The sequence below is a fragment of the Streptomyces sp. NPDC059861 genome, assembly GCF_042731435.1.
GTDB lineage: Bacteria > Actinomycetota > Actinomycetes > Streptomycetales > Streptomycetaceae > Streptomyces.
Genome location: NZ_JBHWJQ010000013.1, coordinates 134,375 through 159,723 on the forward strand (window position 1 = coordinate 134,375; position 25,349 = coordinate 159,723).

Here is a 25,349-nt window from a genome sequence, read left to right on the forward strand (position 1 = left end):
GACCCTGCGCGGTCAGACGCCGATCTCGTCCCCGGCCCCACGGGTGGCCGGAATCGCACACTCCGCCGGATCCCCGGCCGGCTGTGCCGCGGCCAGTGCCCGCGCGCGCCGCCGGGCCAGCGGAGCCGCCAGCACGGTCAGCACGACGAACGCGCCGATCGTCAGCAGCACGATGGTCGCACCGGGCGGAACGTCCTGGTAGTACGAGGTGACCGTGCCCCCGAGAGTGACGGTCACACCCAGGGCGACCGCGATCGCGAAGGTCGCCGCGAAACTGCGGGTGAGCTGCTGGGCGGCGGCCACCGGGACCACCATCAGCGCCGACACCAGCAGCAGGCCGACCACCCGCATCGCCACGGTGACCGTCACCGCCGCGGTGATCGCCGTGAGCAGGTTCAGGGCCCGCACCGGCAGCCCCGTCACCCGCGCGAACTCCTCGTCCTGGCTGACCGCGAAGAGCTGCCTGCGCAGCCCGATCGTGACCAGGACCACGAAGGCCGCGAGGAGACAGATCGCGGTGACGTCCGACTCGCTGACCGTCGACAGGGACCCGAAGAGGTACGAGGTGAGGTTGGCGTTGGAGCCGTTCGGCGCGAGGTTGATGAACATCACGCCGCCGGCCATACCGCCGTAGAAGAGCATGGCGAGGGCGATGTCGCCGCGGGTGCGGCCGTACCAGCGGATCAGCTCCATGAGCACCGCGCCGAGCACGGAGACCAGTGTGGCCATCCACACGGGCGACCAGGAGAGCAGGAAGCCCAGGCCGACGCCGGTCATGGCGACATGGCCGATGCCGTCGCCCATCAGGGCCTGGCGGCGCTGCACGAGGTAGATGCCGATCGCGGGGGCCGTGACGCCGACCAGGACCGCGGCGAGCAGGGCCCGCTGCATGAAGGCGTAGTCGAGGATATCCATCAGCTCAGCAGTCCTGTGCGGATCGGTCCGGCGTCGTGCGCCGCGTGCGGGTGGACGTGGTCGTGGCCGGGCAGCGCGTGCTGGCCGACGGCCTTCGGGGGCGGGCCGTCGTGGGTCACACAGCCGTCGCGCAGGACGACCGCACGGTCGATCAGCGGCTCCAGGGGGCCCAGCTCGTGCAGGACGAGCAGGACCGTCGCGCCGGCGGCGACCTGCTCCCGCAGGGTCCGCGCGAGCACCTCCTGGCTGGCCAGGTCGACGCCCGCCATCGGCTCGTCCATGATCAGCAGCTCGGGTTCGGAGGCGAGGGCGCGGGCGATCAGCACACGCTGATGCTGGCCCCCGGAGAGGGCGCCCACGGAGTCCTTGGCCCGGTCGGCCATGCCGACCAGCTCCAGGGCCCGGCGCACGGCCTCGTGGTCCGCCTTGCGCAGCAGGCCGAAGCGGGCCCTGGACAGCCGGCCGGAGGAGACGACCTCCGTCACCGTGGCGGGCACACCGCCCGCGGCCGTGGTGCGCTGCGGCACGTACCCCACCCGGGCCCAGTCGCGGAAGCGGTGCCGCGGCGTTCCGAACAGCTCGATCGTCCCGGCGCCGACGGGCACCTGCCCGATGACGCTGCGCACCGCGGTCGACTTGCCCGAGCCGTTCGCGCCCAGCAGCGCGACGACCTCACCGCGGCCGACGGTCAGGTCGATGCCGCGCAGCACGGGCCGCGAGCCCAGTTCGGCGCGGACGCCGCGCATGGATATGACGGACTCGCTCACAATGCGGCCTCCGTAACGGTCACTTGGCGCCGAGGGCGGTCTTCAGCGCGGCGAGGTTGGACTCCATGACCTGGAAGTAGTCGTCGCCCTTGGACTTGTCGGTGATGCCCTCGAGGGGGTCGAGCACGTCCGTCCTCAGGCCGGCGTCCTTGCCGAGCGTCCTGGCGGTCCGGTCGCTCACCAGTGTCTCGTAGAACACGGTGGTCACGCCGTCGGCCTTGGCCTCCGACTGGAGTTCCTTGATCCGGGCCGGGCTCGGCTCGGACTCCGGGCTGATGCCGGAGATCGCCTCCTGGGTCAGGCCGTAGCGCTCGGCGAGGTAGCCGAAGGCGGCGTGGTTGGTGAAGAAGACCCTGCTCCTGGTGTCCTTCAGGCCTTCCGTGAACTTGCTGTCGAGGCCGTTCAGCTTGCCGACCAGCGCCTCCGTGTTGGCCTTGTAGTCGGCCGCGTGGTCCGGGTCGGCCTTCTCGAAGGCGGCGCCGACGCCCTTGGCGATCTCGGCGTACTTCACCGGGTCGAGCCAGATGTGCGGGTCGAGGGGGTGCTCATCCTCCTCGCCCTTGTGCCCGTCCTCGCCCGCGTGGTCGTGCTCGACGTCGCCGTGGTCCTCCAGCGTGGTGAGGGAGGCGGCGTCGATCTCCGGCTGCACGTCGGCCTGGTCGACGGCCTCGTCGACGGAGGGCTGGAGGTTCTTGAGGTAGAGGACGGCGTCCGCCTCCTGGAGCTGCGCGGTCTGCTTGGCGCTGATCTCCAGGTCGTGCGGCTCCTGACCCGGCTCGGTCAGGGTGGTGACGTTCACATGCTCCCCGCCGATCTGCTCGGCGAGGAACTGCATCGGGTAGAACGAGGCGACGACGTCGAACTCGTCCGTGCTGCCCGCGGCCGTGTCGTCGCCGGAGCAGGCGGAGACGGCAGTGAGGCTGAGGGCGGCCAGCGCTGCCGTGGGTATCAGGCGTCGTCGTATGTTCATGAGAGTCATTTTCAACAAAAGTGGAAACCGTTGTCAACAAGCTGCTGATTCGGTTTCGGGGGGAGCCCCGATTTGGTTCAGGGGGAGTGCGCGCCGGTAACCTGAATCATTCGCTGGAAGCATCTCGCTTCGTCGCCCGTCGTCGTAATGAAGAGAGCACCGTGGCCGCCGACAAGATCGACACCATCGTCAGCCTGAGCAAGCGCCGTGGCTTCGTTTTCCCCTGCAGTGAGATCTACGGCGGCCAGAAGGCCGCCTGGGACTACGGACCGCTGGGTGTCGAGCTCAAGGAGAACCTCAAGCGTCAGTGGTGGCGCTACATGGTGACGTCGCGCGAGGACGTCGTGGGTATCGACTCGTCCGTCATCCTGGCCCCCGAGGTCTGGGTCGCCTCCGGCCATGTCGCCACCTTCACCGACCCGCTCACCGAGTGCACCTCCTGCCACAAGCGGTTCCGCGCGGACCACCTGGAGGAGGCGTACGAGGAGAAGAAGGGCCGCGCCCCCGAGAACGGCCTCGCCGACATCAACTGCCCGAACTGCGGCACCAAGGGCCAGTTCACCGAGCCCAAGCAGTTCTCCGGCCTGCTGTCGACGCACCTCGGCCCGACCCAGGACAGCGGCTCCGTCGCCTACCTGCGCCCCGAGACCGCGCAGGGCATCTTCACCAACTTCGCCCAGGTGCAGACCACCTCGCGCCGCAAGCCGCCGTTCGGCATCGCGCAGATGGGCAAGTCCTTCCGCAACGAGATCACGCCCGGCAACTTCATCTTCCGCACCCGCGAGTTCGAGCAGATGGAGATGGAGTTCTTCGTCAAGCCGGGCGAGGACGAGACGTGGCAGGAGTACTGGATGGAGCAGCGCTGGAACTGGTACACCGGCCTGGGTCTGCGCGAGGAGAACATGCGGTGGTACGAGCACCCCAAGGAGAAGCTCTCCCACTACTCCAAGCGCACCGCTGACATCGAGTACCGCTTCCAGTTCGGCGGCAGCGAGTGGGGCGAGCTGGAGGGTGTCGCCAACCGCACCGACTACGACCTCGGCGCCCACTCCAAGGCCTCCGGCCAGGACCTCTCCTATTACGACCAGGAGGCCCAGGAGCGCTGGACGCCGTACGTCATCGAACCCGCGGCCGGTGTCGGCCGGGCGATGCTCGCCTTCCTGCTCGACGCCTACGTCGAGGACGAGGCGCCCAACGCCAAGGGCAAGATGGAGAAGCGCACCGTGCTGCGCCTCGACCACCGCCTCGCCCCGGTGAAGGTGGCCGTGCTCCCGCTGTCCCGCAACCCCGAGCTGTCGCCGAAGGCCAAGGGCCTCGCCCAGGCTCTGCGCCAGAACTGGAACATCGAGTTCGACGACGCCGGCGCCATCGGCCGCCGCTACCGCCGCCAGGACGAGATCGGCACGCCGTACTGCGTGACGGTCGACTTCGACACCCTGGACGACAACGCGGTGACCGTGCGCGAGCGCGACACCATGAAGCAGGAGCGGATCTCGCTCGACCAGATCGAGGGTTACCTGGCCACGCGTCTGATCGGCAGCTAGCCCGCAGTCACCGCGCCGGGACGCCGGACGGCCCGACTCGCTCGGTCCGTCCGGCGTTCGTCATTGGTCCCCGATACAGGTGCCCGAGTGGTCCTGTGACGGGGGCCACCGTGTCGGCAGGGTGGGTCCATGAGCATCGCGTTCTGGCTGACCACCCTCGTTGTCGTCGTCACCCCCGGCACCGGCCTCGTCCACACCCTCGCCGCCGGGCTCTCCGGGGGCGGCGGGCGAGCGTCGCTGCCGCCTTCGGGTGCACGCTCGCGATCGTCCCGCACGTGCTGGCCACCGTCACCGGCGTCGCCGCGCTGCTGCACGCCGGCGCGACCGCATTCCAGGTGCTGAAGTACGCCGGGGTCGCCTATCTCCTCCACATGGCCTGGGCCACGGTGCGGGAGAAGGGCGCGATCGACGTCGGCAAGGAGGGCGCGGCGTCGGTCACACCGGGGCGGGTGATCGTCCGGGCCGTGCTGATCAACCTGCTCAACCCGAAGGTGACGATCTTCTTCCTCGCGTTCCTGCCCCAGTTCGTGAGCCCGGCCGAGCCGCACGCGGTGCCCCGGATGCTGGCGCTGGGCGGAGTGTTCATGCTGGTGACCTTCGTGCTGTTCGCCGCCTTCGGACTGCTCGCGGCATCCGTGCGCAGCCAAGTCGTGTCCCGGCCACGGGTGATGACCTGGCTGCGCCGGACGTTCGCGGGCTCGTTCGTGGCACTGGGCGCGCAACTCGCCCTCACCGCCCGCTAGTCGTGCTGGGCTGACTCAACGTCCTTGCAGCGCCCTGATGTTGTCGCCGAAGGTCCAGTTCTTCGAGCCGTCCCAGTTGATCGACCAGGTCATCAGGCCCTTGAGGCCGCCGCCGTAGTGCCGCCAGGCCTGGGCGACCAGGCTCGGTGACATGTGGCCGCCGCCCGCGCCGGGCTGTGCGGGCAGGCCGGGCACCTGCTTGTCGTAGGGCACCCGGATGGTCGTTCCCTGGATCACTAGGCCCCTGTCGAGGCAGTCGGTCTGCGCGACGAAGCCCTGGACGGTGCCGGCGGAGTAGGAGTCGCCGGAGCAGCCGTACATGCTGCCGTTGTAATACTGCATGTTGAGCCACCACAGGCGGCCGTTGTCGGCGTACTTCTTGATGATCGGCAGGTACGCGCCCCAGATCGAGCCGTAGACGACACTGCCGCCGGTGACGTACGCGGTCTCCGGGGCCATGGTCAGGCCGAAGTTCGACGGCATCCGGGCCAGCACCCCGTCGATGATGCGGATCAGGTTGGCCTGGGACGGGGACAGCTGGTTGATGTTGCCGCCGCCGACGAGGCCGGTCTCGATGTCGATGTCGATGCCGTCGAAGTTGTACCTCTGCAGGATCGGCACGATCGTCGCGACGAACCGGTCGGCGACCGCCGTCGAGCTGAGGTCGATGCCGGCCGTGGCGCCGCCGATGGAGAGCAGGATCGTCCGGCCGGCCGCCTTCGCCGCGCACATCTCCGCCGGTGTCGCCACCTTCACGCCCGTGTCCATGCCGTCCTCCCACAGCGCGGTGCCGTCGGAGCGGATGACCGGGAAGGCCGCGTTGATCACGTTGTAGCCGTGCGCGCCGATCCGGGAGTCGGTGACCGGGGTCCAGCCGAAGGGCGGGTGGACGCCGTTGGCGGCGCCGTCCCAGTTCTCCCAGTAGCCCTGGAGGACCTTGCCGCCGGGCTTCGACTTCACGGCGCAGGTTTCGGCCGCGGCTGCGGGGGCCGCGGCCGGGAGTTGGGTGAGACAGACGGTCGCCAATGCGGCGGCCAGCAGGCGCAGGGCGCGGCGGATCATGCGAGGCCTCCCGGTGGGGGTCGGGGCGGGTCGGCGAGGGTGTCGTAGGCATGACAGTGCGCGTGGTTCAGACCATTCGTCAATAGGTCTGGACCAAGCCAGGCGATCGTTGAAGCTGACAAATGACAGCTGACAGATGTTGAAATCTGTCAGCTGTCATGCCAAGGTGGAGCCATGACGATGCACACCCGCACTCTCGGAACCACCGGCCCCCACGTCTCCGCCCTCGGCCTCGGCTGCATGGGCATGTCCGCGCTCTACGGCGACGCGGACCGGGCCGAGTCGGTCGCGACCATCCACGCCGCCCTGGAAGCCGGCGTCACGCTGCTGGACACCGGCGATTTCTACGGCATGGGTCACAACGAGATGCTGATCGGCGAGGCCCTGCGCGCCGCCCCCGCGGCCCGGCGGGACCAGGCGCAGATCAGCGTGAAGTTCGGAGCCCTGCGCGGCCCGGCCGGCGACTGGATGGGCTACGACGCCCGCCCGGCCGCCGTGAAGAACTTCGCCGCCTACTCCCTCCAGCGCCTCGGCGTCGACCACATCGACGTCTACCGGCTCTCCCGGCTCGACCCGGGCGTGCCGATCGAGGAGACGGTCGGCGCCATCGCCGAACTGGTCGAGAAGGGATACGTCCGGCACATCGGCCTCAGCGAGGTCGGCGCCGGCACCCTCCGCCGGGCCGCCGCCACCGCCCCGATCTCCGACCTCCAGATCGAGTACTCGCTGATCTCCCGCGGCATCGAGGCCGAGATCCTGCCGACCGCCCGTGAGCTCGGCATCGCCGTCACCGCGTACGGCGTGCTCTCCCGCGGGCTGATCTCCGGGCACTTCACCGCCGACCGCCGACTCGCGGCGGGCGACTTCCGGGCCATGTCGCCCCGCTTCCAGGGCGAGAACCTCCAGCACAACCTGAACCTTGTGGAGGCGCTGCGCAAGATCGCCGAGCAGAAGGGCGTCAGCGTCGCGCAGATCGCCATCGCCTGGGTGCTCTCGCGTGGCGAGGACATCGTGCCGCTGGTCGGCGCCCGCCGCCGGGACCGGCTGGCCGAGTCGCTGGGCGCGCTGGACGTGCGGCTGGACGAGTCCGACCTGCGCGCGATCGAGGAGGCCGTCCCGGCGGACGCCGCCGCCGGCGAGCGCTACTCCGCGCAGCAGATGGCGCACCTCGACAGCGAACGCTGATCCGGGCCCACGGTACGGTCACCTCATGCCCCCGACCAGCGAAACCCTGACCGCCGAGCGCATCCTCGAGACGACCGAGGAGGTGCTGCGCCGGCACGGTCCGGCCAAGGCCACCGTGGTCGACGTGGCCCGTGCGCTCGGCGTCAGCCACGGCAGCGTCTACCGGCACTTCCGCACCAAGGCGGCGCTGCGGGAGGCGGTCACCAAGCGGTGGCTGGACCGTACGTCCGAGGTGCTGGCCGGGATCGTCGCCGAGGACCGGGACGCGGAGGGGCGGCTGCGGGACTGGCTGCGGGGGCTGTTCGACGCCAAGCGCCGCAAGGCGGGCGACGACCCGGAGCTCTTTGCGACGTACATGGTGCTGACCGGCGAGAGCAGCGAGGCGGTCCCGGAGCACATCGAGGAGCTCACCGCCCAGTTGACCCGCATAGTCGAGGCGGGGGTGGCGGCGGGAGCCTTCACCGCCGCCGACCCGGAGGTCGCCGCGAGCGCGGTCTTCCAGGCCACCGGGCGCTTCCACGACCCCTGTTACGCCCCCGAGTGGGCGCGGCCGGGCGTGGAGGCGGACTTCGCGGCGGTGGTGGAGCTGGTGGTGCGGGGGCTGCGGGCCTGACCCCGGTGGGCCTGACCCCGGTGGGTCAGGCCCCGGGGTCCACCGTGGCCTGATGCGCCTCCGCGAGGTGCTCCTGTGCCTTCAGCCAGGGCAGGAACTGCGCGCCGCGGCGCCAGCCGCACGTGTCGCATCTGATCGTGCGCTGCACCCCGGTGCGCTGGACGTGGACCACGTGCTCACGTCCGTGCTGATCCCACCGGCTGACCTTGCTCGTGTCGATCTGCGACATGACACCTCCAGCGTCCGGTCCGGCGACCTGTTCGTCCGGCTGTCTCTTCGCGCAGCAAGGAGTGTGCAGCAGGATCAACATCAACGGGGATCTCTTCACATCGAGTTGGCCAAGCTGTGCCCTCCGGTGCGGCGAGGGGGACCGGCCCTAGGCCCGCTCCGCGACCCCCACCACCTGTCGCACCTCACCCGGCTCCAGCCGCTCGGCGGTCCGCTCGGCCGTCCTGCGGGCCCACCGCCCGCTGGTCAGCACCCCGACCACCAGCACGGCCGCACCGCACAGCACGAGCACCCACCACCCCGGCCGGGCGGCTGTGACGAACGCCTCCCGGTACGACGACGCCCCGATCCCCGCCGCCAGCACCGCACCCACCACCGCGACCCCCAGCGTCTGACCGAGCTGGCGGCTGGTGGAGGCGACGGCGGCGGCCACGCCGGCCTGGGCCCGCGGCATCCCCGACACCGCCGTGTTCGTGATCGGCGCGTTCACGAACCCGAAGCCCACCCCGAACAGCACGTACCCGACGAACAACGTGACGTCGGACGTCTCGCCCTCGAACCCCGCGAACAGCACCGCGCTCGCCGTCATCGCCAGTCCCGCGATCAGCAGCGGCACCCGCGGCCCCCGGCTTCCCACCAGCCGCCCGGCCAGCGGGGCGCACAGAAACGTCGGCACCGCCATCGGCAGCATCCACAGCCCGGCGTGCAGCGCGTCCAGCCCCCGGACGTTCTGGAGGTACAGCGTCGACAGGAACAGGAAGCCGCCCAGCGCCGCGAACGCGCTGATCGCTATCACTGTCGCCCCGCTGAAGGGCGCCGAGCGGAAGAACCGCAGGTCGATCAGCGGCTCGGCACGCCGTGGTTCGTAGGCGAGCAGCCCGAGCAGCGCGGCGACCGCCACCGCCGCGAACGGCAGCACCGTCGCGAGCCCGGCGCTCGGCGCCTCGATGATCGCGTAGGTCAGCGCCCCGAACAGGGCGATCACCAGCAGCTGGCCCACCGGATCGGGCCGCCGGGCTTTCGGGGCGCGGGACTCGGGGACGTACCGCAGTGTCAGCAGCAGGGCGGCGGCGCCCACCGGCAGGTTGACCCAGAAGATCGCCCGCCAGCTCACCGCCTCCACCAGCAGCCCGCCGACGAGCGGGCCCATGGCCATCGAGATGCCGACCACCGCGCCCCACGCGCCGATCGCGCGGGCGCGCTCGCGCGGCTCCGTGAAGGTGTTGGTGATGATCGACATGGCGACCGGGTTCAGCATCGAGCCGCCGACCGCCTGCACCATGCGGAAGATCACCAGCGTGTCCAGGTCGGGTGCCACCGAGCAGAGCGCCGAGCCGATGGTGAAGACGATCAGGCCCGCCATGAAGACTCGCTTGCGGCCGATGCGGTCGGCCGTGGAGCCCGCGAGCATCAGCAGGGAGGCGAGGACGAGGGTGTAGGCGTCGATCGTCCACTGGAGCCCCGACGTCCCGGCGTGCAGGTCGTCCTGCATCGAGGGCAGGGCCACGTTCAGGGCGGTGTTGTCCAGGCTCACGATCAGCAGGCTCATGCAGCAGATCGCGAGAACCAGCAGACGTCGGCGTGCGCTGAGCTCGGGCATGGACTCCATCGTACGCCGATTTCGATAGTGCGGTTAACTAACGAACTTTCCGAACTGATTGCACGGCACAATGGGGGAATGCCCACGCCCCTGCAGATCGGTCCGCACACCGTCCAGCCGCCCGTCGTCCTGGCCCCCATGGCCGGGATCACCAACGCGCCCTTCCGCACCCTGTGCAGGGAGTTCAGCGGCGGCAAGGGCCTGTTCGTGAGCGAGATGATCACGACCCGGGCGCTGGTCGAGCGCAACGAGAAGACCATGCAGCTGGTCCACTTCGACGCGAGCGAGCGGCCCCGGTCGATCCAGCTGTACGGCGTGGACCCGGCGACCGTCGGCAAGGCCGTCCGCATGATCGCGGACGAGGGCCTGGCCGACCACATCGACCTGAACTTCGGCTGCCCGGTGCCGAAGGTGACCCGCAAGGGCGGCGGCTCCGCGCTCCCGTACAAGCGGAACCTGCTGCGCGCCATCCTGCGCGAGGCGGTCACGGGCGCCGGCGAGCTGCCGGTCACGATCAAGGTGCGCAAGGGCATCGACGACGACCACCTCACCTACCTCGACGCCGGCCGGATCGCCGTCGAGGAGGGAGTGAGCGCCATCTCCCTGCACGGCCGCACCGCCGCGGAGCACTACGGCGGCACCGCCGACTGGGACGCCATCGCCCGGCTGAAGGAGCATGTGCCGGAGATCCCCGTGCTCGGCAACGGCGACATCTGGTCGGCCGAGGACGCGGTGCGGATGGTGCGGACGACCGGCTGCGACGGTGTCGTGGTGGGGCGCGGCTGCCTGGGGCGGCCGTGGCTGTTCGCCGATCTGGTGGCCGCCTTCGAGGGGCGCGACCAGGACCTCGTGCGGCCCGCCCTGCGCGAGGTCGCCGACACCATGGTCCGGCACGCGACCCTGCTCGGTGAGTGGATCGGCGACGAGTCGCGCGGCGTCATCGACTTCCGCAAGCACGTGGCCTGGTATCTGAAGGGCTTCGCGGTCGGCTCGGAGATGCGCAAGCGCCTCGCGATCACGTCCTCGCTCGACGAGCTGCGTGCCGGGCTGGACGAGCTGGACCTCGACCAGCCCTGGCCGGCCGGCGCCGACGGGCCCCGCGGTCGTTCGTCCGGCAACAACCGCGTCGTGCTGCCGGACGGCTGGCTGAAGGACCCCTACGACTGCGCGGGCATCGGCGAGGACGCCGAGCTGGACACCTCCGGCGGCTGATCAGCCGGTCCGGCTCCGGTCAGCCGGTCCACGTCCGGTCAGCCGGTCTTCCTCGACGGCGTCGAGCCGTACGCCGTCAGGAAGCGGTCCCGGAAGTCGCTCATCTTCCAGACCGGGGCGTCCTGCGCGGGCCGCAGCCCGTCCGTCCAGCCCCAGCCCGCGATCCTGTCCAGCACCTTCGGGTCCTTGGCGACGATCGACACCGGCACGTCCCGGCTGGCGCGGTGGCCGCTGACCCGGGCGATGGGCTGGTGGTCGCCGAGGAAGACCAGGACCGTGTCCTTCGTGCCGTACCGCTCCAGCCACTGGGTGAGGCTGGTGACGGAGTACTGGACGGACTTGCCGTACTCCACCTTGGAGCGGTCGCCGTCGGCGATGATGTCCGCCGGCTTCGTGCCGGCCTGCTGGATCGGTCCGAAGAGCGAGCCGTCGCCGAGGTCCTCCCAGTCGACCATCCTCGGCAGCGGCGACCAGGGCTGGTGACTGGACGTCAGGATGATCTCCGCCATCAGCGGCTTGTCGCGCTTCTTGCCGTGCTGCAGCCGCTGGAACGCCTCCAGCGCGTACTGGTCCGGCATGGTCGACCAGCTGAACTTCGGTCCCTTGTAGCCGAGTTCGTAGGCGTCGTAGACGTTGTCCAGCCCGTAGAACCTCGCCTCCGGCCAGCCCTTCTGCACACCCGGCATGACGCCGACCGTCTGCCAGTCGCCGGTCTTCTGGAACGCCTTGGTCAGGGTGAGGTGGTCGCCGGAAGTGACGGTCCGGTAGCGCTGCTGGCTGTCGATCCACAGGCCGGACAGGAACGTGGAGTGGCCGAGCCAGCTGCTGCCGCCGTAGGTCGCCGACGTCAGCCATCCGCTCTTCGAGGCGAAGCCGGCCTCGGTGAGCGACTCGGTGCCGGAGTCCAGGGTCCGGCGGACGCCGGGGGCGATGCGGGGGTCCTCGACGGCGCTGCGGCCGTAGCTCTCGATGAACGCGAAGATGACGTCCTTGCCCCGCAGATCCGGTACGAGCTGCTCGCCGGGTGTCCCGCCGAAGATGTCGCTGCGCGCCTCCCGCTCGAACGCCGCCTCGTCCCGCAGCGTCGCCTCCACCCGCCGCGCCTGGACCTGCGCCAGCACCGAGGCGTGGTCGGTCGCGAGCGGCAGCGAGCCGACCTGGAGGCCCAGCGCGGAGGCCAGCGTCCAGACGACGGCGGCGGCGAGCGTGGCGCGGACGGCGACCGTGCGGTGCCGGGCGAGCACGTTGCTCAGCCGGATCGTGGCCAGCGTCATCACCGCGAACACCAGGACGGCGAGGAGGAGCGCGCCGACGGCGAGCGCCGTGGCGCCCGCGCCGCCCATCGCGTCCTCCATGTACGCCTGGGCGTCGTCGAACAGGCCCCAGTCGAGGACCAGGTTGAAGCCCCGGCCGAGGTACTCGTAGAAGCCCATGTCGAGCACGTTCAGCGCGGTCAGGGCGGCGAGGCCGAGCCCGGCCAGGACGGCCGCCACCAGCCGGGGGCGGCGCGGCAGCACGAGCAGGACGGCGGCGCCGATGATCGCCTCGACCGGGAGGCGGAGGAACTTGGCCGGGGTGACGGTGTGCAGGGTGTTGGGCAGCAGCAGCGCGCACAGCACCAGGACCACGGAGACCGCGGTGGCCACGTGCCGGACGACGCGGACCGCCGTGGGGTGGGCGGCGCGCCATCGTGCGAGGCGTCCGGAGGGGGCGTCGGGTGCCGGGGTGTCCGCAGCGGTGTCCGGTGCGGTCGCCGGTGCGTCATCGGTCGTTCGCGGTTGACGCGTGAAGACAGCCACCCGTGGGTCCCTCCGTACGAAAGCGCCGAGAAGCGGCGGACCCGGCGTGGGGGAACGGGTCCGCCACCCTCACGTACGGCCCGCCGCCCCGTCGCGTTCAGCGCACGCAGGAAATATCACCGGCGCCGGGACATCACGCGCCTCCGACCGCGGTCAGCAGCGCCAGCGGTGCCGCCGCAGCCCGTGACTCGCGCACACACGCGTGCGGGTACGGCACCGGCTCGGCGTGCGTGTCCCGGCCGTACCCGGCGACCACCTCGGGCAGCCGGTGCCCGGTCGCGGTCGCCGCGTCGACCAGCGCGTGGGCGACCGTGCGGGCCTCGTCGTGCAGTCCGTAGCGGGCGAGGCCCAGGGCGATCAGCGCGTTGTCGTGCGGCCAGACGGAGCCGCGGTGGTACGACAGCGGGTGGTACGCCGGTTGCCCGGCCGCCAGCGTGCGCACCCCCCAGCCGGAGAAGAAGTCCGGCTCCAGCAGGCGTCGGCCGACGGTCTCGCCGTACTCCTTGTCGAGCAGCCCGGACCAGAGCAGATGCCCGGCGTCCGAGGCCAGCGCGTCCAGCCGGCGGCCGTCGCCGTCCAGGGCGAGGGCGGGGAAGGAGCGGTCCGGCATCCAGAAGTCCCGCTGGAAACGGTCCCGCAGATCACCGGCCGCCTGCTCCAGCAGCGCCGCGTACGTCCGGTCGTCCCACACCGTGCGGGCCAGCCAGGCCGTGCGGCGGAGCGCGTCGTACGCGTAGCCCTGTGCGCCCGCCGCCATCAGCGGGCCTGCCGGGCGGCTGCCGTCGGCGGAGCAGATGGCGCCGGGGGAGTCCTTCCAGTTCTGGTTCGCGAGGCCGCCCTGGTCGGCCCGGTAGACGAGGTAGCCGCGCGAGGTCAGCCCGCCGTGGTCCAGCATCCAGCCGACGGCGGCGCGGGCGTGCGGCTCCAGGCGGCGGGCGAGGGTGGTGTCCGCGGTCTGTTCGACGTAGGCGCCGAGCAGCACCAGGAACAGCGGGGTCGCGTCCACCGATCCGTAGTACCGCCCGTACGGCACCTGCCCGAAGTGCGCCAGCTCGCCGTGCCGCACCTCGTGCACGATCTTGCCGGGCTGGGCGACCGAGGCGGGTTCCGTGGCCGTCGCCTGGGTGGCGGCGAGCGCGGGGAGGGTGGCTGAGGCCAGCCGGGGCCGGTAGGGCAGGGCGAAGAGGGAGGTCAGCAGGGCGTCGCGGCCCAGCAGGGTCAGGAACCAGGGGGCTCCGGCGGCCGGGACGCGCAGTTCCTCGCCGTCCGGGCCGGTGGCCGGCACCTGGAGCGCGGCCAGGTCGGCGAGGCCTCGCGCACAGGCCGCCGCCAGCTCCGGCCAGCCGGTCGGGAAGGCGACACCCTCGACGAACGCCCCCTCCATCGCCAGGAGCTGGTCGTTGACGGCGGCGGGGGAGCGGGGCACGCGCAGCGCGCGCTTCTCGCCGTGCGGACGGGCGATGACGCGAAGGGTCAGCGTCGCCGTGCCGTGCGGTGCGAGGTCGACGTTCCACACCAGGCGCCGGGCGCCGGTGCCGGTCTCCTCCACGGCGTCCGGGGCGGGGTCGGCGGTCACCGTCGTGCAGGACCGCCACCGACCGCGCCGGTAGGTGAACTCCACACCGCCGGCGACGGCCTGGCGGGAGCGGACGGCGCCGGCCTTGGCGTACGTACGGTGGTCCGAGCGCAGCTCGAACTGGTCGGTGAAGTCCGCGTCGACGGTGAGCGCGAGGCGGACCGTGACCGGCACCGGCCGGTTGCCGCTGACGCGCAGCAGCTCCACGAACGAGCTGTCTCCGACGGCCTGTTCCCGGAAGACCGCGTACGCGGCGGGCTCCTGCCGGCCGCCGCGCGGGACGAGGACACAGCGGGCGGTGTCCCCGTCGGCGACGGGCGTCAGGGCCTCGGGCACGGCGCCGTCGACGGTGAGCTGCCAGCGGCTCAGATGCCGGGCGTCGCGGACGAACAGGCCGTCCGGTGAGCTGCCGCCCCGCACGCCACTGATGTCCCCGCCGTCGCCGACGGCGGCGAACGTCCCGCCGTGCACGAGCAGATGATGCCGGTCCGTCATCCCCGGTCCCCTCCCTTGGCGACGTCTGCGCCCTTGGCTTCCAGTAGGTCGAGCGTGAGCGCGGCGGTCCAGCTGAAGCCGGTCGCGCCGCAGGCCTCGCCGGTGTGCGGGTCCACGTACTCCGCGAACCCGGACGCGTCGGCGGTGTCGATGGTGGCGTCGCGCAGCGCGTCGGCCCGCGCGGTCGCGCCGTGCGCCCTGAGTCCGCGCTCCAGCAGCCAGCTCGTGTTGAACCACGCCGGCCCACGCCAGTAGCGGTGGGGGTCGAAGGCCGCGCCGAGCAGGTCGTAACTGGGCACCAGCCGGGCCCCGAAGTGCGGCCCGTCCAGGGTGCGCACTAGGGCGGCGGCGACGTCGCGGGGGAGGGCGGGCAGGAGGAGGGGGACGAGGCCGGAGACGGCACGCTCGGGGATCGGTGCGCCGGCGCGCAGGTCCCGGCAGAGGAACATCCCCGCCGCCGGGTCCCAGAGCCGCTCGACCAGCACGTCCGTCAGCCGTTCCGCCCGCGCGCGGCGGGCCGTGCCCGGCGCGCCCAGTTCCCCGGCGATCCGCGCGAGCGCGTGCTCCGAGGCGATCAGCAGCGCGTTGAACGCCGGGTCCTCCACCGCGAAGTCGCCTCCTCCCGCGGCGTAGCCACCGTCCCGGTAGTCCGCCGCCAGCCGCACGTACCGCCCGTAGTCCAGATCCGTCGGCCGGTCCTCGGGGGCGCCGTGATCGAGGTCGGCGCGGCGGAAGGAGCGGGCCGGGGCCGGGGTGACGCGGGCGAGCGGGGCGTCCCAGCAGGGGCTGTTGTCCATGCCCTGCTCCCAGGGGTGGATCACCGACGCGAGCCCCGCGCCGCCCAGGTCGCGCCGGTGCAGCAGATAGCGGTGCCAGGCCGCCAGCCGCGGGTACACACCGGCGAGAAAGCCGCGCGCCCGCGACAGCCCCGGGTCGGCGCGGTGCACCAGCCAGGCCGCCAGCGCGTGCACCGGTGGCTGCACGATGCCGGAGGTCTGTAGGGTGCGCGGGGCGCCCGCGGCGCGCCCCGCGGTCGAGGAACGCCAGAAGTCGGGGCTCGGGAAGTACGCGTCGAGGGGCACGGAGGGGTTGAAGACGATGTGCGGGATCCGCCCGTCGCCCCACTGCGCGGCCAGCAGCGTCTCCAGCTCCGTCTGGGCCCGTAACGGCGACAGGTGCCGCAGCCCGATCGCGACGAACCCCGAGTCCCAGGACCACTGGTGCGGATACAGCCCGCGCGAGGGCACCGTCGACGTCCCGGTCCAGTTGCCCTCCAGGACGCGCTCGGCCCTGAGGCGCGAGGACTCCGCCCCGGCGGCGGGACCGTATGCGACCGCGCGCCGTGCCGGCCGGTCGGTGAGGTGCGCGGTGCGATCCACTCGGGGCTCCCCGGGAAGACGTCCGGCCGGCCGGTTCAGCCCCGGCTACCGTAGAGTTACGTCTATTTAACACGCAAAACTCACTATGTAATGCAGGGTTGGGAAACACAAGGGGGTGCGCATGTCCGGACGCAACACGACCCAGGCCAGCGCCGGCGAACTGCTCGGGCTCGTGCGCAGCGGCCGCGCCACCACACGGGGGGCGCTCCAGCAGGCCACCGGCCTGTCCCGGGCCACCGTCGGCCAGCGCCTCGACCGCCTGTTCCGCGCGGGCTGGCTGCGCGAGGGCGCCGGCGGCCCGGTGGACTCCCCGCTCGGCGGCCGCCCCGCCATCACCCTGGAGTTCGACGACGGTCACGCGGTCGTCCTCGCCGCCGACCTCGACACCCGCCACGCCCGCGCGGCCGTGCTCTCCCTGACCGGCGAGATCCTCGCCGAGCACGCCGGCACGCTGATCGTCGAGGACGGCCCGGAGTCGGTCCTCGGCGAACTCGGCCGGTGGTTCGCGGAGTTGCTGCGGCAGGCCGGCCGCGGCGCCGACGGCGTCTGCGGCATCGGCCTCGCGGTCCCGGGCCCCGTCGACACCGACACCGGCCGGGTGGTCCAGCCCCCGATCATGCCGGGCTGGGACGACTACGACATACGCAGCCGCCTGGCCGGGGCGTTCACCGAGCACACGGGCGTCGGTCCCGTCCCGGTCCTGGTCGACAACGACGCGAACCTGATGGCCTACGGCGAACAGCGCACCGGTCACCCCGGCTGCTCGGCGTTCGTCCTCGTGAAGGTCTCCACCGGCATCGGCGCGGGCGTCGTCGTCGACGGTTCGGTCTACCGGGGCATCGACGGCGGTGCCGGGGACATCGGTCACATCCGGGTGCCGGAGGGCGCGGACGCCCTGTGCAGGTGCGGTTCCTACGGCTGTCTGGCCGCCGTCGCGAGCGGAGGCGCCGTGGCCCGGCGGCTGGCGGAGGCCGGTGTGCCGGCGGCGTCCGGCTCGGACGTGCGGGAGCTGCTGGCGGCGGGGCACCCGGAGGCCGTGGGCCTGGCGCGGGAGGCCGGGCGCCGGGTCGGGGACGTGCTGGCGACCGTCGTGACGCTGCTGAACCCGGGGGTGCTGATGGTGGCCGGGGATTTGGCCGGAATTCCCTTCCTGACCGGAGTACGGGAGCTGCTCTACGAGCGGGCGCTGCCGCGCTCCACGGCCCGGCTGGACATCCTGACCTCGCGGCTCGAGGAGCGGGCAGGGCTGGTGGGGGCGGGTGCGCTGGTCGTGGAGCACCTCTACGCGCCGGAGCGGGTGGAGGAGCGACTGCGGGCACTGGGCGTGTGACAGGCGCGTTTCCGTCTCTCGACCGCGTCCGCATGGTGAAATCCCGTCTCCTGTGGCAGCGTGATTCTCGCCACCTCTGATAAGGCTGGCGCTCAGATGAGCGGATCTTGGGCGACTGCACTTCTCCAAGGGGTGGCACTGAGTGCCACCCCTTGATCGTTCATCGATCGAAATCAGACGTGGCGGAGGCTGCTCAGATGAGCGATTTTCCCGGTCTGCGGGAGCTCTTGCGTTCAAGAAGTGAAAACATGGCGCCGCCACCGCATACCAAGCCTTGACTTTCGATCCGGTGGCGGACGAGTGGTTACAAGCGCATGACGCACAAGTAGACGTACCCAGGCGCCTTCGATCTGGGTATGTTCCTCGCCGTCAGGGCAGCCACCGCGTCCTCGAGGAGTCGAGACCGTGTCGGAAAACAAAGATCCCCAGGTAGCCGAATCCGGCAGCAGCGTTGAGGGCGTGAAGTTCGTTTACGACTTCACCGAGGGCAACAAGGACCTCAAGGACCTCCTCGGCGGCAAGGGCGCGAACCTCGCCGAGATGACCAACCTGGGCCTTCCCGTCCCTCCGGGCTTCACCATCACCACCGAGGCCTGCAAGGTCTACCTCGACAGCGGCGAGGAGCCCGCGGCACTGCGTGACGAGGTGAGTGCGCACCTCGACGCGCTGGAGCGGACGATGGGCAAGCAGCTCGGTCAGGCGGACAACCCCCTCCTCGTGTCGGTCCGCTCGGGCGCCAAGTTCTCCATGCCCGGCATGATGGACACGGTCCTCAACATCGGGCTGTCGGACAGGTCCGTCCAGGGACTGGCCAAGCAGGCCGGCGACGACCGCTTCGCCTGGGACTCCTACCGCCGCCTCATCCAGATGTTCGGCAAGACCGTCCTCGGCGTCGACGGCGAGCTCTTCGAGGAGGCGCTGGAGAAGGCCAAGGAGGCCAAGAAGGTCACGGTCGACACCGAGCTGGAGGCCGCGGACCTCAAGAAGCTCGTCACCTCCTTCAAGAAGATCGTCAAGAAGGAGGCCGGCCGGGACTTCCCGCAGGACCCGCGCGAGCAGATGGACCTCGCCATCCACGCGGTCTTCGACTCCTGGAACACCGACCGGGCCAAGCTCTACCGCCGCCAGGAGCGTATCCCGCACGACCTGGGCACCGCGGTCAACGTCTGCTCGATGGTCTTCGGCAACCTCGGCCCGGACTCCGGCACCGGCGTCGCCTTCACCCGCGACCCCGCCTCCGGACACCAGGGCGTCTACGGCGACTACCTGCAGAACGCCCAGGGCGAGGACGTGGTCGCGGGCATCCGCAACACCGTCGCGCTCGCCGAGCTGGAGCAGATCGACAAGAAGTCGTACGACCAGCTCATGCAGATCATGGAGACGCTGGAGAACCACTACAAGGACCTGTGCGACATCGAGTTCACGATCGAGCGCGGTCAGCTGTGGATGCTCCAGACCCGCGTCGGCAAGCGCACCGCCGGTGCCGCCTTCCGGATCGCGACCCAACTGGTCGACCAGGGCCTGATCGACGAGGCCGAGGCCCTGCAGCGGGTGAACGGCGCCCAGCTCGCCCAGCTGATGTTCCCCCGCTTCGACGACAGCGCCAAGGTGGAGCAGGTCGGCCGGGGCATCGCGGCCTCGCCGGGCGCGGCGGTCGGCAAGGCGGTCTTCGACTCGTACACCGCGGTGAAGTGGTCGCGCTCCGGCGAGAAGGTCATCCTGATCCGCCGGGAGACCAACCCCGACGACCTGGACGGCATGATCGCGGCCGAGGGCATCCTGACCTCGCGCGGCGGCAAGACCTCCCACGCGGCCGTGGTCGCGCGCGGCATGGGCAAGACCTGTGTCTGCGGCGCGGAGGAGCTGGAGGTCGACACCAAGCGCCGCCGGATGACGGTGCCCGGCGGCCACGTGGTGGAGGAGGGCGACCTCCTCTCCATCGACGGTTCCTCGGGCAAGGTGTACCTCGGGGAGGTGCCGGTGGTCCCGTCCCCGGTCGTGGAGTACTTCGAGGGCCGGATGCACGCGGGCGCGGACGACGCCGACGAACTGGTCGAGGCGGTGCACCGCATCATGGCGTTCGCGGACCGCAAGCGCCGGCTGCGGGTGCGCGCCAACGCGGACAACGCCGAGGACGCGCTGCGGGCACGCCGCTTCGGCGCGCAGGGCATCGGCCTGTGCCGCACCGAGCACATGTTCCTCGGCGACCGCCGTGAGCTGGTCGAGCGCCTGATCCTGGCGGACACGCAGGCGGAGCGCGAGGAGTCGCTGAAGGAGCTGCTGCCGCTGCAGAAGCAGGACTTCGTGGAGCTCTTCGAGGCGATGGACGGTCTGCCGGTCACCGTCCGGCTGCTCGACCCGCCGCTGCACGAGTTCCTCCCGGACATCACGGAGCTGTCGGTCCGCGTGGCCCTGGCGGAGTCCCGCCAGGAGCCGCACGAGAACGAGCTCCGCCTGCTCCAGGCCGTCCACCGGCTGCACGAGCAGAACCCGATGCTGGGCCTGCGCGGTGTCCGGCTCGGCCTGGTCATCCCCGGCCTCTTCACGATGCAGGTCCGGGCGATCGCCGAGGCCGCGGCCGCGCGCCGGGCGGCCAAGGGCGACCCGCGCGCCGAGGTCATGATCCCGCTGGTCGGCACGGTCCAGGAGCTGGAGATCGTCCGCGACGAGGCCGACAAGGTCATCGCGGAGGTCGAGGCGGCGAGCGGCACGGAGCTGAAGCTGGCGATCGGCACCATGATCGAGCTGCCGCGCGCCGCGCTGACCGCCGCTCAGATCGCCGAGGCGGCGGAGTTCTTCTCCTTCGGCACCAACGACCTGACGCAGACGGTGTGGGGCTTCAGCCGGGACGACGTGGAGGCCTCGTTCTTCACGGCGTACCTGGAGAAGGGCATCTTCGGCGTCTCCCCGTTCGAGACGATCGACAAGGACGGCGTGGGCTCGCTGGTCGCCGCCGCCGCGAAGGCCGGCCGCGAGACCCGTCCCGACCTGAAGCTCGGCGTCTGCGGCGAGCACGGCGGTGACCCGGAGTCCGTCCACTTCTTCCACGAGGTCGGGCTGGACTACGTCTCCTGCTCGCCGTTCCGGATCCCGGTGGCGCGCCTGGAGGCGGGCCGGGCGGCGTCGCAGTCGGCGGGCAGCGACCACCGCTGACACGAGGCCCCCGCGACCGCCGTTGATCCCCGACCCTCACGATCCGGCGGCGGGCGCGGCGTACGAGGAGAGGGCGGCACCCTTGTGCGGGGGTGCCGCCCTCTTCGGCGTGCCAGGGGCGCGCCCCGCTCGCGCTACCGCCCGTCGGCGGGGTGGTCGAGTTCCGCGGCGAGCCGGCGCAGCGGCGGCCCGTACTCGGGGTCGGCCAGGGCGGCGGCGAACTGGGCGGTGAGGTAGGCGAGCGGGTTGCCGGTGTCGTACCAGCGCCCCTGGATGACCTGCCCGTACACGGCGCGGCTGCCGGCGTAGGCGTTGATGGCGTCGGTCAGGTAGATCTCGCCGGTCCGGTGCTCGTACCAGCGCTTGGTCTGCTCCCGCAGCTCGTCCACGATGCCCGGGGTGATGACGTACCCGCCGATGGCCGCGTAGCCCGAGGGCGCGTCCTGCGGCTTGGGCTTCTCCACCAGGCCGGTGATGCGCAGCAGCCCCTCGTCGAGGTCCTCCCTGACCACGGGTACGCCGTACCGCTGGGAGTCGGCCGGGTCCATCGGCATCAGCGCGAGGACCGGGCAGCTGGTGGCCTCGTAGGCCCGGATCAGCTGCTGGGCGCGCGGCACCTCGGCGACGAAGACGTCGTCCGGCCACAGCACCAGCATCGGCTCGTCACCGAAGTTGCGGGCGGCGTTGAGGACGGGCGTGCCGTTGCCGTACGGGCCGTGCTGGTCGAGGTAGGTGATGTGGCCGAGCCGGGACAGCTCGCCCACCTCCTCCACGGCGTCCGCGTACGCCGCCTTGCCATCGGCCCGCAGCTGCGCGACGAGCGCGGGGTTGGGCCGGAAGTGGTCCTGGATGAGCCCCTTGCCGCCCGAGACGACGATGGTGATGTCGGTGATGCCGGAGGCCACGAGCTCCCGGACGGTGTGCTCGATGACGGGTTTGTCGCCGACGGGCAGCATCTCCTTGGGCGTGGCCTTGGTCAGCGGCAGAAGCCTGGAACCGAGGCCGGCGGCGGGAATGACTGCCCTGCGGATGGTCGTGGCCATGGAGCCCCCCAGAGGCGGAGTGGGTGTCGCGGAACGGGACGTGGTGGCGGTGAGTCTTCCACCCGGACGTGTACCGCCGACGGACCGGGCATGCCCGTGGCGTGGAGGAACGTCGCAGGTGGACCCCGGCCGGCGGAGGGGCAACCGGGTGACGGACGTTGCCCGGGCCCGGCGTGCGTCGTTAGGCCGCACATGATCAAGAAGCTCATGTGCGTCTCCGTCATGGCCGCCGCCCTTGTGGCCGCCGCCCCCGCCGCCCAGGCCGCCCCGGCCCCCGACACGACCAAGGAGGTCCCCGGTAGCGCCCTGCTCGGCGGGCTGCTCGGGTCGCTGGAGGTGGGGCACCCGGTCACCCCGCTCAACACGATCCTGCCCAGCGGCGTCCTCGGCCGCTGACTCACGCGTCGCAGGCCACGCCGTCGTCGTCCCGGTCCAGGTGCGAGGCGTAGCCGGGTTCGCCGCGATGGATCGGGGCGGCACCGGCCGCCCGTGCCTCGCTGCAGTTGCCGTAGTGGACCTCGGTGCCGGGCACCGACGAGTCGTCGTCGGAGCCGCCGCCCGCCGCGGGCTCGGCGGTGACCGTTCTGGTCACGGTGGCCGTCTTCGTGACGGTCACCGTGGGCGCCGGTTCGGCCTCCGGGGTCTGCGTCACCGTCGCCGTCGCGGTGACGGTCCGGGTCGGGGCGGGTGCGGCGGCCGCCGGTTTCGCGTCGGTCGTCTTCTCGCCGCCGCCCGCACCGATGCCGGCGCCCAGGAAGAGGGCCAGGGCCAGCGCGGGGAGTACGTACCGTTTGCGGGCCCAACCAGGGGCGGGGCGAACGGCGGGTGGTGGCGGTGGAATGTACGGATTGGTCATGTCGTCCCCCCAGATGCGTTACGTGAGGGGATGAACGTAAGGCCGGGTCGGGTGCCCCATGGGTGATGTGGCCATTCTGTGACCCTTGTGTGTGTCAGGTGGAGGACCAGCCCGTCCATCGGTCGACCCGGACGGCGACCACGGGGCCCTGGGGAGGGGAGTCTCCGTACTGGCCGTACCTGCCGCACAGCGACTCGACGGCGTGACGGCGTTCCGCCTGGTCCTCCAGGATCTCGCCCCGGCCGTCGGCGCGGGCCCACCACAGGGCCGACCAGTCCTCGTCGTAGTGGTCGGCCAGCACCGCCACCGAGGGGTTCTCCCGGATGTTGCGCAACCGGCGCAGGTCCCAGGTGTTCTTTGGCTTGTGGTCCACGGCGAAGTACAGGACCTCGTCGACGACGGCGAACGTCACCGGCACGACGTGGGGCACCCCGTCGGCGCCGGCCGTCGCCAGGCGTGCGACGGGGGCGGTGACGAAACGCCGTCTGGCGTCGGAGGGGGAGAGCCTCATGCGTCCACCGTGCCACGCCGTGGACCCGGGCGGCCCGGCGTCACAGCGGGACTGCCACCCCGTTGAACGTCGTCTCCGGCGTCTGCGGGCTGGTGAAGCGGGCGTTGACCAGGTACAGGCGGCTGCCGTACCGGGCCGCGGTGGTGGGGACGTCGAAGCGGGGGTCGGTGATCGTGCGGATCAGGGCGGCCGTGCGCAGGTCGCGGGAGAGGGACCAGACGCTGATCAGGTTGAGGCGGTTCTGGACGACGTACAGGGTGTGGCCGACGCGGACCAGGCCGTCCCCGTTCACGACCGAGTCGGCGCCCCTGAGGGTGACCCTGGTGGCGGACCCGGTCCTCAGGGACACGTGGTACAGCTCGCCCGGTGTGCTCTTCACGACGATCAGGCCACGTCCGTCGGGGGTCGCCACGACGCCGTTGGCGTTGTTGACGTCGGGCGTCTGCGTCCAGTCGCCCTTCAGGGGCAGGGCGCGCACCCTCCCGCGGCCGTCGCGCGGGACGGCGTAAAGGATCGCCGCGCGGGAGTCCGTGAACCACGCCCGGTCGCCGGTCAGGACGACGTCGTTGACGAACTGGCCGGAGGTGGCGGTCAGTTGGTACGTCCTCAGCAGTTCGCCCGTCCGGGAGTGCAGCACGCGAGCCGTTCCGCCGCCGCCCCCGGCCACGTACAGCAGGCCGTCGCGGTCCAGTTTCAGGCCGATCGACGCCGTGCCGGCCGCGCCGGGGTGGACGGTCTCGTACGCGCCCGTGCGCAGGTCCGTGCGGAGAACGGCGCCGTCGGCCCGGGAGCCCATGTAGGCGTACGGCCCGCTGCCGATGGTGATGCCCTCGGGGAGGAAGCCGTCGGGGAGCGGGAACTCCGTCGGCCAGGTGACCTTCGTGCTCGCCCGCGCCGTGCCGGTTCCGGCGGCCACCGTGAGCGCGGCGGCGGCCGCGCCGCCGAGCACGGCGCGCCGGGACGGCTGGGGATGGTTCCGAGTCATGGTTCGCGCCTCCGTGAAGGTGGGGCATGAAGAGTCGGTGGGACTCGATGAAACTCCACGTTCCCGCCGGGCTCGACCGGCTCGGCGAACTCGACAGGAACTCGACAGCGACCCGGCGGGCCGCCCTCTGCAGGCGTCCCCGTGTCCCACCGACCACTCACACCCGCCCGCTCCGGCGCACTAGGCGCGGAAGGGGCCCGTCACCTCGTAGGTGATGCCGCCGGACGAACTGCCGCTCGTGCCGCGCTGGCTGGAGAAGTAGAGGCGCCGGCCGTCGGGGGAGAACGCCGGTCCCGTGATCTCCGAGCCGGACTGGCCGTCGATGCGGAGGAAGGGGGCGATCACGTCGTTCGGCGTGATCACGCAGATCTCCATGTTGCCGCCGTCCTCCGCGACGAACAGGTCGCCGGAGGAGCTGCCGGTGATGTTGTCGACGCCGGTGAGCGGGGCCGTGCCGGAGCTGACGAGGGAGTCGTCGTACGCCAGCTCGTAGGTGCTGTTCGTCAGGTTGAGCTGCCAGACGCGGTTGTCGCCCTTGGTGGTGAACCAGACCGTGTCGTCGGCGTAGTGGCAGCCCTCGCCGCCGTTGAAGGACTTCGAGCCGGACACCTGGGAGCGGGTGGCCGTCGGGGAGCCGTCCGGGTCGGGCACGTTCGCCCAGGTGAAGGAGCCCGACGTGGCGGACCCGGCGACCATCACCTGGAGCGTGCCGGAGGACAGGTCGCCCCAGGTCGCCGGGACGAACCGGTAGAAGCGGCCGTTGGTCTCGTCCTCGGTCAGGTAGACGACCTTGCGGACGGGGTCGGCGGCCGCCGCCTCGTGCTTGAAACGGCCCATGGCGTCGCGGCGCACGGCCGCCTTCACGCCCCACGGGTCGGTCTCGAAGACGTAGCCGAGGGACACCTCCTCGCAGGACAGCCAGGTGTTCCACGGGGTCTTGCCGCCCGCGCAGTTGGTGCGGGTGCCGGAGAGGATGCGGTACGCCGACGTGACCGTGCCCGTCGACGAGAACTTCACCGCGCTCGCGCCGCCGGAGGGGTTGATCTCCGAGTTGGACACGTAGATCCAGCCGCTGCCGTCGGCGTAACAGGCGCCGCCGTCGGGGGCGTTGTGCCAGGTGTACGACGTGCCGGTGACGCGCTGGCCGGAACGGGCGATCACCCTGCTGGTGAAGCCGCTGGGGAGTCTGATGCCGTTGGCGTCGGGGGAACCGAGCGCACCGTAGGGGCCCGTGCCCGGCTGGGCGGGCGCCGCGTACGCGGCGCCGCGCCACAGGCTTCCGCCGAGGGCTGCCGCTGAGCCGCCGAGGACGGCCGCACGCAGGAGGTTACGACGTTCCACTCTCACTCCAAGAGGTGCCGTGACCGCCCCGCCACCGGTCGG

Annotated in this window: 21 protein-coding genes and 1 pseudogene; 8 read left to right on the forward strand and 14 right to left on the reverse strand. The window is 71.5% G+C overall.

The features are described 5' to 3' along the window. Nucleotides 1-12 precede the first annotated feature (12 nt). The 3 genes from ACFV6X_RS14595 to ACFV6X_RS14605 are packed head-to-tail and all read right to left on the reverse strand — an operon-like array spanning nt 13 to nt 2,652. Nucleotides 13-915 (reverse strand): metal ABC transporter permease, encoded by a 903-nt coding sequence (locus ACFV6X_RS14595; RefSeq protein ID WP_385382601.1) that lies wholly within the window; start codon nt 913-915, stop codon nt 13-15. Then, nucleotides 915-1,685: a metal ABC transporter ATP-binding protein gene (locus ACFV6X_RS14600; protein WP_385382704.1), complete on the reverse strand. Its 771-nt coding sequence runs from the start codon at nt 1,683-1,685 to the stop codon at nt 915-917. The genes ACFV6X_RS14595 and ACFV6X_RS14600 overlap by 1 nt, the downstream gene beginning before the upstream one ends. Before the next feature lie 16 nt (nt 1,686-1,701). Then, on the reverse strand, nt 1,702-2,652 hold the full coding sequence (locus ACFV6X_RS14605) for a zinc ABC transporter substrate-binding protein (RefSeq protein ID WP_385382604.1): 951 nt from the start codon (nt 2,650-2,652) through the stop codon (nt 1,702-1,704). Between the two features lie 161 nt (nt 2,653-2,813). On the opposite strand from ACFV6X_RS14605, the gene ACFV6X_RS14610 reads away from it, so the two are divergent. Then, the gene (locus ACFV6X_RS14610; protein WP_385382607.1) at nt 2,814-4,196 is read left to right on the forward strand and encodes a glycine--tRNA ligase; all 1,383 of its coding nucleotides are present in this window, start codon (nt 2,814-2,816) and stop codon (nt 4,194-4,196) included. A gap of 129 nt (nt 4,197-4,325) precedes the next feature. Next, nucleotides 4,326-4,939: pseudogene (locus ACFV6X_RS14615) on the forward strand (LysE family translocator). 15 nt (nt 4,940-4,954) lie between these two features. Here ACFV6X_RS14615 and ACFV6X_RS14620 read toward each other — a convergent pair. Beyond that, nucleotides 4,955-6,001 (reverse strand): chitinase, encoded by a 1,047-nt coding sequence (locus ACFV6X_RS14620; protein ID WP_385382610.1) that lies wholly within the window; start codon nt 5,999-6,001, stop codon nt 4,955-4,957. Between the two features lie 174 nt (nt 6,002-6,175). Between ACFV6X_RS14620 and ACFV6X_RS14625 the strand changes: the two genes are divergently transcribed. Together ACFV6X_RS14625 and ACFV6X_RS14630 are read left to right on the forward strand one after the other, a co-directional pair. Then, the gene (locus ACFV6X_RS14625; RefSeq protein WP_385382612.1) at nt 6,176-7,186 is read left to right on the forward strand and encodes an aldo/keto reductase; all 1,011 of its coding nucleotides are present in this window, start codon (nt 6,176-6,178) and stop codon (nt 7,184-7,186) included. A 25-nt stretch (nt 7,187-7,211) separates the two neighbouring features. Continuing rightward, nucleotides 7,212-7,799 carry a TetR family transcriptional regulator gene (locus ACFV6X_RS14630; protein ID WP_385382615.1) on the forward strand — a complete coding sequence of 196 codons (588 nt, stop codon included), beginning with the start codon at nt 7,212-7,214 and terminating at the stop codon, nt 7,797-7,799. A gap of 25 nt (nt 7,800-7,824) precedes the next feature. Here the strand turns inward: ACFV6X_RS14630 and ACFV6X_RS14635 are convergent, their stop codons facing one another. Both ACFV6X_RS14635 and ACFV6X_RS14640 read right to left on the reverse strand, forming a co-directional pair. Beyond that, nucleotides 7,825-8,028: a hypothetical protein gene (locus ACFV6X_RS14635; RefSeq protein WP_385382618.1), complete on the reverse strand. Its 204-nt coding sequence runs from the start codon at nt 8,026-8,028 to the stop codon at nt 7,825-7,827. Nucleotides 8,029-8,175: 147 nt separating this feature from the next. Beyond that, nucleotides 8,176-9,627, reverse strand: a complete 1,452-nt coding sequence (locus ACFV6X_RS14640; RefSeq protein ID WP_385382621.1) for an MFS transporter — start codon at nt 9,625-9,627, stop codon at nt 8,176-8,178. A 78-nt stretch (nt 9,628-9,705) separates the two neighbouring features. On the opposite strand from ACFV6X_RS14640, the gene dusB reads away from it, so the two are divergent. Continuing rightward, complete coding sequence (dusB, locus tag ACFV6X_RS14645; RefSeq protein ID WP_385382624.1) at nt 9,706-10,839, forward strand: tRNA dihydrouridine synthase DusB; 1,134 nt, start codon at nt 9,706-9,708, stop codon at nt 10,837-10,839. A gap of 38 nt (nt 10,840-10,877) precedes the next feature. Here dusB and ACFV6X_RS14650 read toward each other — a convergent pair whose 3' ends face one another. The 3 genes from ACFV6X_RS14650 to ACFV6X_RS14660 all read right to left on the reverse strand — a co-directional run bounded on the left by ACFV6X_RS14650 (nt 10,878) and on the right by ACFV6X_RS14660 (nt 16,088). After that, complete coding sequence (locus ACFV6X_RS14650) at nt 10,878-12,638, reverse strand: CDP-alcohol phosphatidyltransferase (protein WP_385382627.1); 1,761 nt, start codon at nt 12,636-12,638, stop codon at nt 10,878-10,880. 133 nt (nt 12,639-12,771) lie between these two features. Further along, nucleotides 12,772-14,709 (reverse strand): glycogen debranching N-terminal domain-containing protein, encoded by a 1,938-nt coding sequence (locus tag ACFV6X_RS14655; protein WP_385382630.1) that lies wholly within the window; start codon nt 14,707-14,709, stop codon nt 12,772-12,774. Further along, the gene (locus ACFV6X_RS14660; protein ID WP_385382633.1) at nt 14,706-16,088 is read right to left on the reverse strand and encodes a hypothetical protein; all 1,383 of its coding nucleotides are present in this window, start codon (nt 16,086-16,088) and stop codon (nt 14,706-14,708) included. Before ACFV6X_RS14660 ends, ACFV6X_RS14655 begins: the two co-directional genes overlap by 4 nt. A gap of 121 nt (nt 16,089-16,209) precedes the next feature. Here ACFV6X_RS14660 and ACFV6X_RS14665 point away from each other — a divergent pair, with 121 nt between their 5' ends. Then, entirely contained in the window at nt 16,210-17,418 is a 1,209-nt protein-coding gene (locus tag ACFV6X_RS14665; RefSeq protein WP_385382634.1) for an ROK family protein, read from the forward strand. Nucleotides 17,419-17,823: 405 nt separating this feature from the next. Further along, nucleotides 17,824-20,571, forward strand: coding sequence for a pyruvate, phosphate dikinase (gene ppdK / locus ACFV6X_RS14670; RefSeq protein WP_385382637.1), 2,748 nt, complete (start codon nt 17,824-17,826; stop codon nt 20,569-20,571). 134 nt (nt 20,572-20,705) lie between these two features. Here the strand turns inward: ppdK and ACFV6X_RS14675 are convergent, their stop codons facing one another. After that, a complete protein-coding gene (locus tag ACFV6X_RS14675; protein WP_385382640.1) occupies nt 20,706-21,614 on the reverse strand; it encodes a UTP--glucose-1-phosphate uridylyltransferase in 909 nt (302 codons plus the stop codon). A 192-nt stretch (nt 21,615-21,806) separates the two neighbouring features. Between ACFV6X_RS14675 and ACFV6X_RS14680 the strand changes: the two genes are divergently transcribed. Next, entirely contained in the window at nt 21,807-22,010 is a 204-nt protein-coding gene (locus ACFV6X_RS14680; protein ID WP_365453257.1) for a hypothetical protein, read from the forward strand. Nucleotide 22,011: 1 nt separating this feature from the next. On the opposite strand, the gene ACFV6X_RS14685 is transcribed toward ACFV6X_RS14680, so the two are convergent. The 4 genes from ACFV6X_RS14685 to ACFV6X_RS14700 all read right to left on the reverse strand — a co-directional run bounded on the left by ACFV6X_RS14685 (nt 22,012) and on the right by ACFV6X_RS14700 (nt 25,307). Beyond that, on the reverse strand, nt 22,012-22,470 hold the full coding sequence (locus ACFV6X_RS14685) for an excalibur calcium-binding domain-containing protein (RefSeq protein WP_385382643.1): 459 nt from the start codon (nt 22,468-22,470) through the stop codon (nt 22,012-22,014). Between the two features lie 94 nt (nt 22,471-22,564). Further along, a complete protein-coding gene (locus ACFV6X_RS14690) occupies nt 22,565-22,981 on the reverse strand; it encodes a TIGR03668 family PPOX class F420-dependent oxidoreductase (RefSeq protein ID WP_385382645.1) in 417 nt (138 codons plus the stop codon). Between the two features lie 40 nt (nt 22,982-23,021). Further along, nucleotides 23,022-23,966 carry an SMP-30/gluconolactonase/LRE family protein gene (locus ACFV6X_RS14695; RefSeq protein ID WP_385382648.1) on the reverse strand — a complete coding sequence of 315 codons (945 nt, stop codon included), beginning with the start codon at nt 23,964-23,966 and terminating at the stop codon, nt 23,022-23,024. 180 nt (nt 23,967-24,146) lie between these two features. After that, nucleotides 24,147-25,307: an alkaline phosphatase PhoX gene (locus ACFV6X_RS14700; protein ID WP_385382651.1), complete on the reverse strand. Its 1,161-nt coding sequence runs from the start codon at nt 25,305-25,307 to the stop codon at nt 24,147-24,149. Between the last annotated feature and the right edge of the window lie 42 nt (nt 25,308-25,349).

What these genes read in the sequence shown, in the direction of transcription:
- ACFV6X_RS14595 (WP_385382601.1), bottom strand. Translation starts at nt 915, where the DNA reads ATGGATATCCTCGACTACGCCTTCATGCAGCGGGCCCTGCTCGCCGCG.
- ACFV6X_RS14605 (WP_385382604.1), bottom strand. Translation starts at nt 2,652, where the DNA reads ATGAACATACGACGACGCCTGATACCCACGGCAGCGCTGGCCGCCCTC.
- ACFV6X_RS14620 (WP_385382610.1), bottom strand. Translation starts at nt 6,001, where the DNA reads ATGATCCGCCGCGCCCTGCGCCTGCTGGCCGCCGCATTGGCGACCGTC.
- ACFV6X_RS14625 (WP_385382612.1), top strand. Translation starts at nt 6,176, where the DNA reads ATGACGATGCACACCCGCACTCTCGGAACCACCGGCCCCCACGTCTCC.
- ACFV6X_RS14630 (WP_385382615.1), top strand. Translation starts at nt 7,212, where the DNA reads ATGCCCCCGACCAGCGAAACCCTGACCGCCGAGCGCATCCTCGAGACG.
- ACFV6X_RS14635 (WP_385382618.1), bottom strand. Translation starts at nt 8,028, where the DNA reads ATGTCGCAGATCGACACGAGCAAGGTCAGCCGGTGGGATCAGCACGGA.
- ACFV6X_RS14640 (WP_385382621.1), bottom strand. Translation starts at nt 9,627, where the DNA reads ATGCCCGAGCTCAGCGCACGCCGACGTCTGCTGGTTCTCGCGATCTGC.
- dusB (WP_385382624.1), top strand. Translation starts at nt 9,706, where the DNA reads ATGCCCACGCCCCTGCAGATCGGTCCGCACACCGTCCAGCCGCCCGTC.
- ACFV6X_RS14655 (WP_385382630.1), bottom strand. Translation starts at nt 14,709, where the DNA reads ATGACGGACCGGCATCATCTGCTCGTGCACGGCGGGACGTTCGCCGCC.
- ACFV6X_RS14665 (WP_385382634.1), top strand. Translation starts at nt 16,210, where the DNA reads ATGTCCGGACGCAACACGACCCAGGCCAGCGCCGGCGAACTGCTCGGG.
- ACFV6X_RS14675 (WP_385382640.1), bottom strand. Translation starts at nt 21,614, where the DNA reads ATGGCCACGACCATCCGCAGGGCAGTCATTCCCGCCGCCGGCCTCGGT.
- ACFV6X_RS14680 (WP_365453257.1), top strand. Translation starts at nt 21,807, where the DNA reads ATGATCAAGAAGCTCATGTGCGTCTCCGTCATGGCCGCCGCCCTTGTG.
- ACFV6X_RS14685 (WP_385382643.1), bottom strand. Translation starts at nt 22,470, where the DNA reads ATGACCAATCCGTACATTCCACCGCCACCACCCGCCGTTCGCCCCGCC.
- ACFV6X_RS14690 (WP_385382645.1), bottom strand. Translation starts at nt 22,981, where the DNA reads ATGAGGCTCTCCCCCTCCGACGCCAGACGGCGTTTCGTCACCGCCCCC.
- ACFV6X_RS14695 (WP_385382648.1), bottom strand. Translation starts at nt 23,966, where the DNA reads ATGACTCGGAACCATCCCCAGCCGTCCCGGCGCGCCGTGCTCGGCGGC.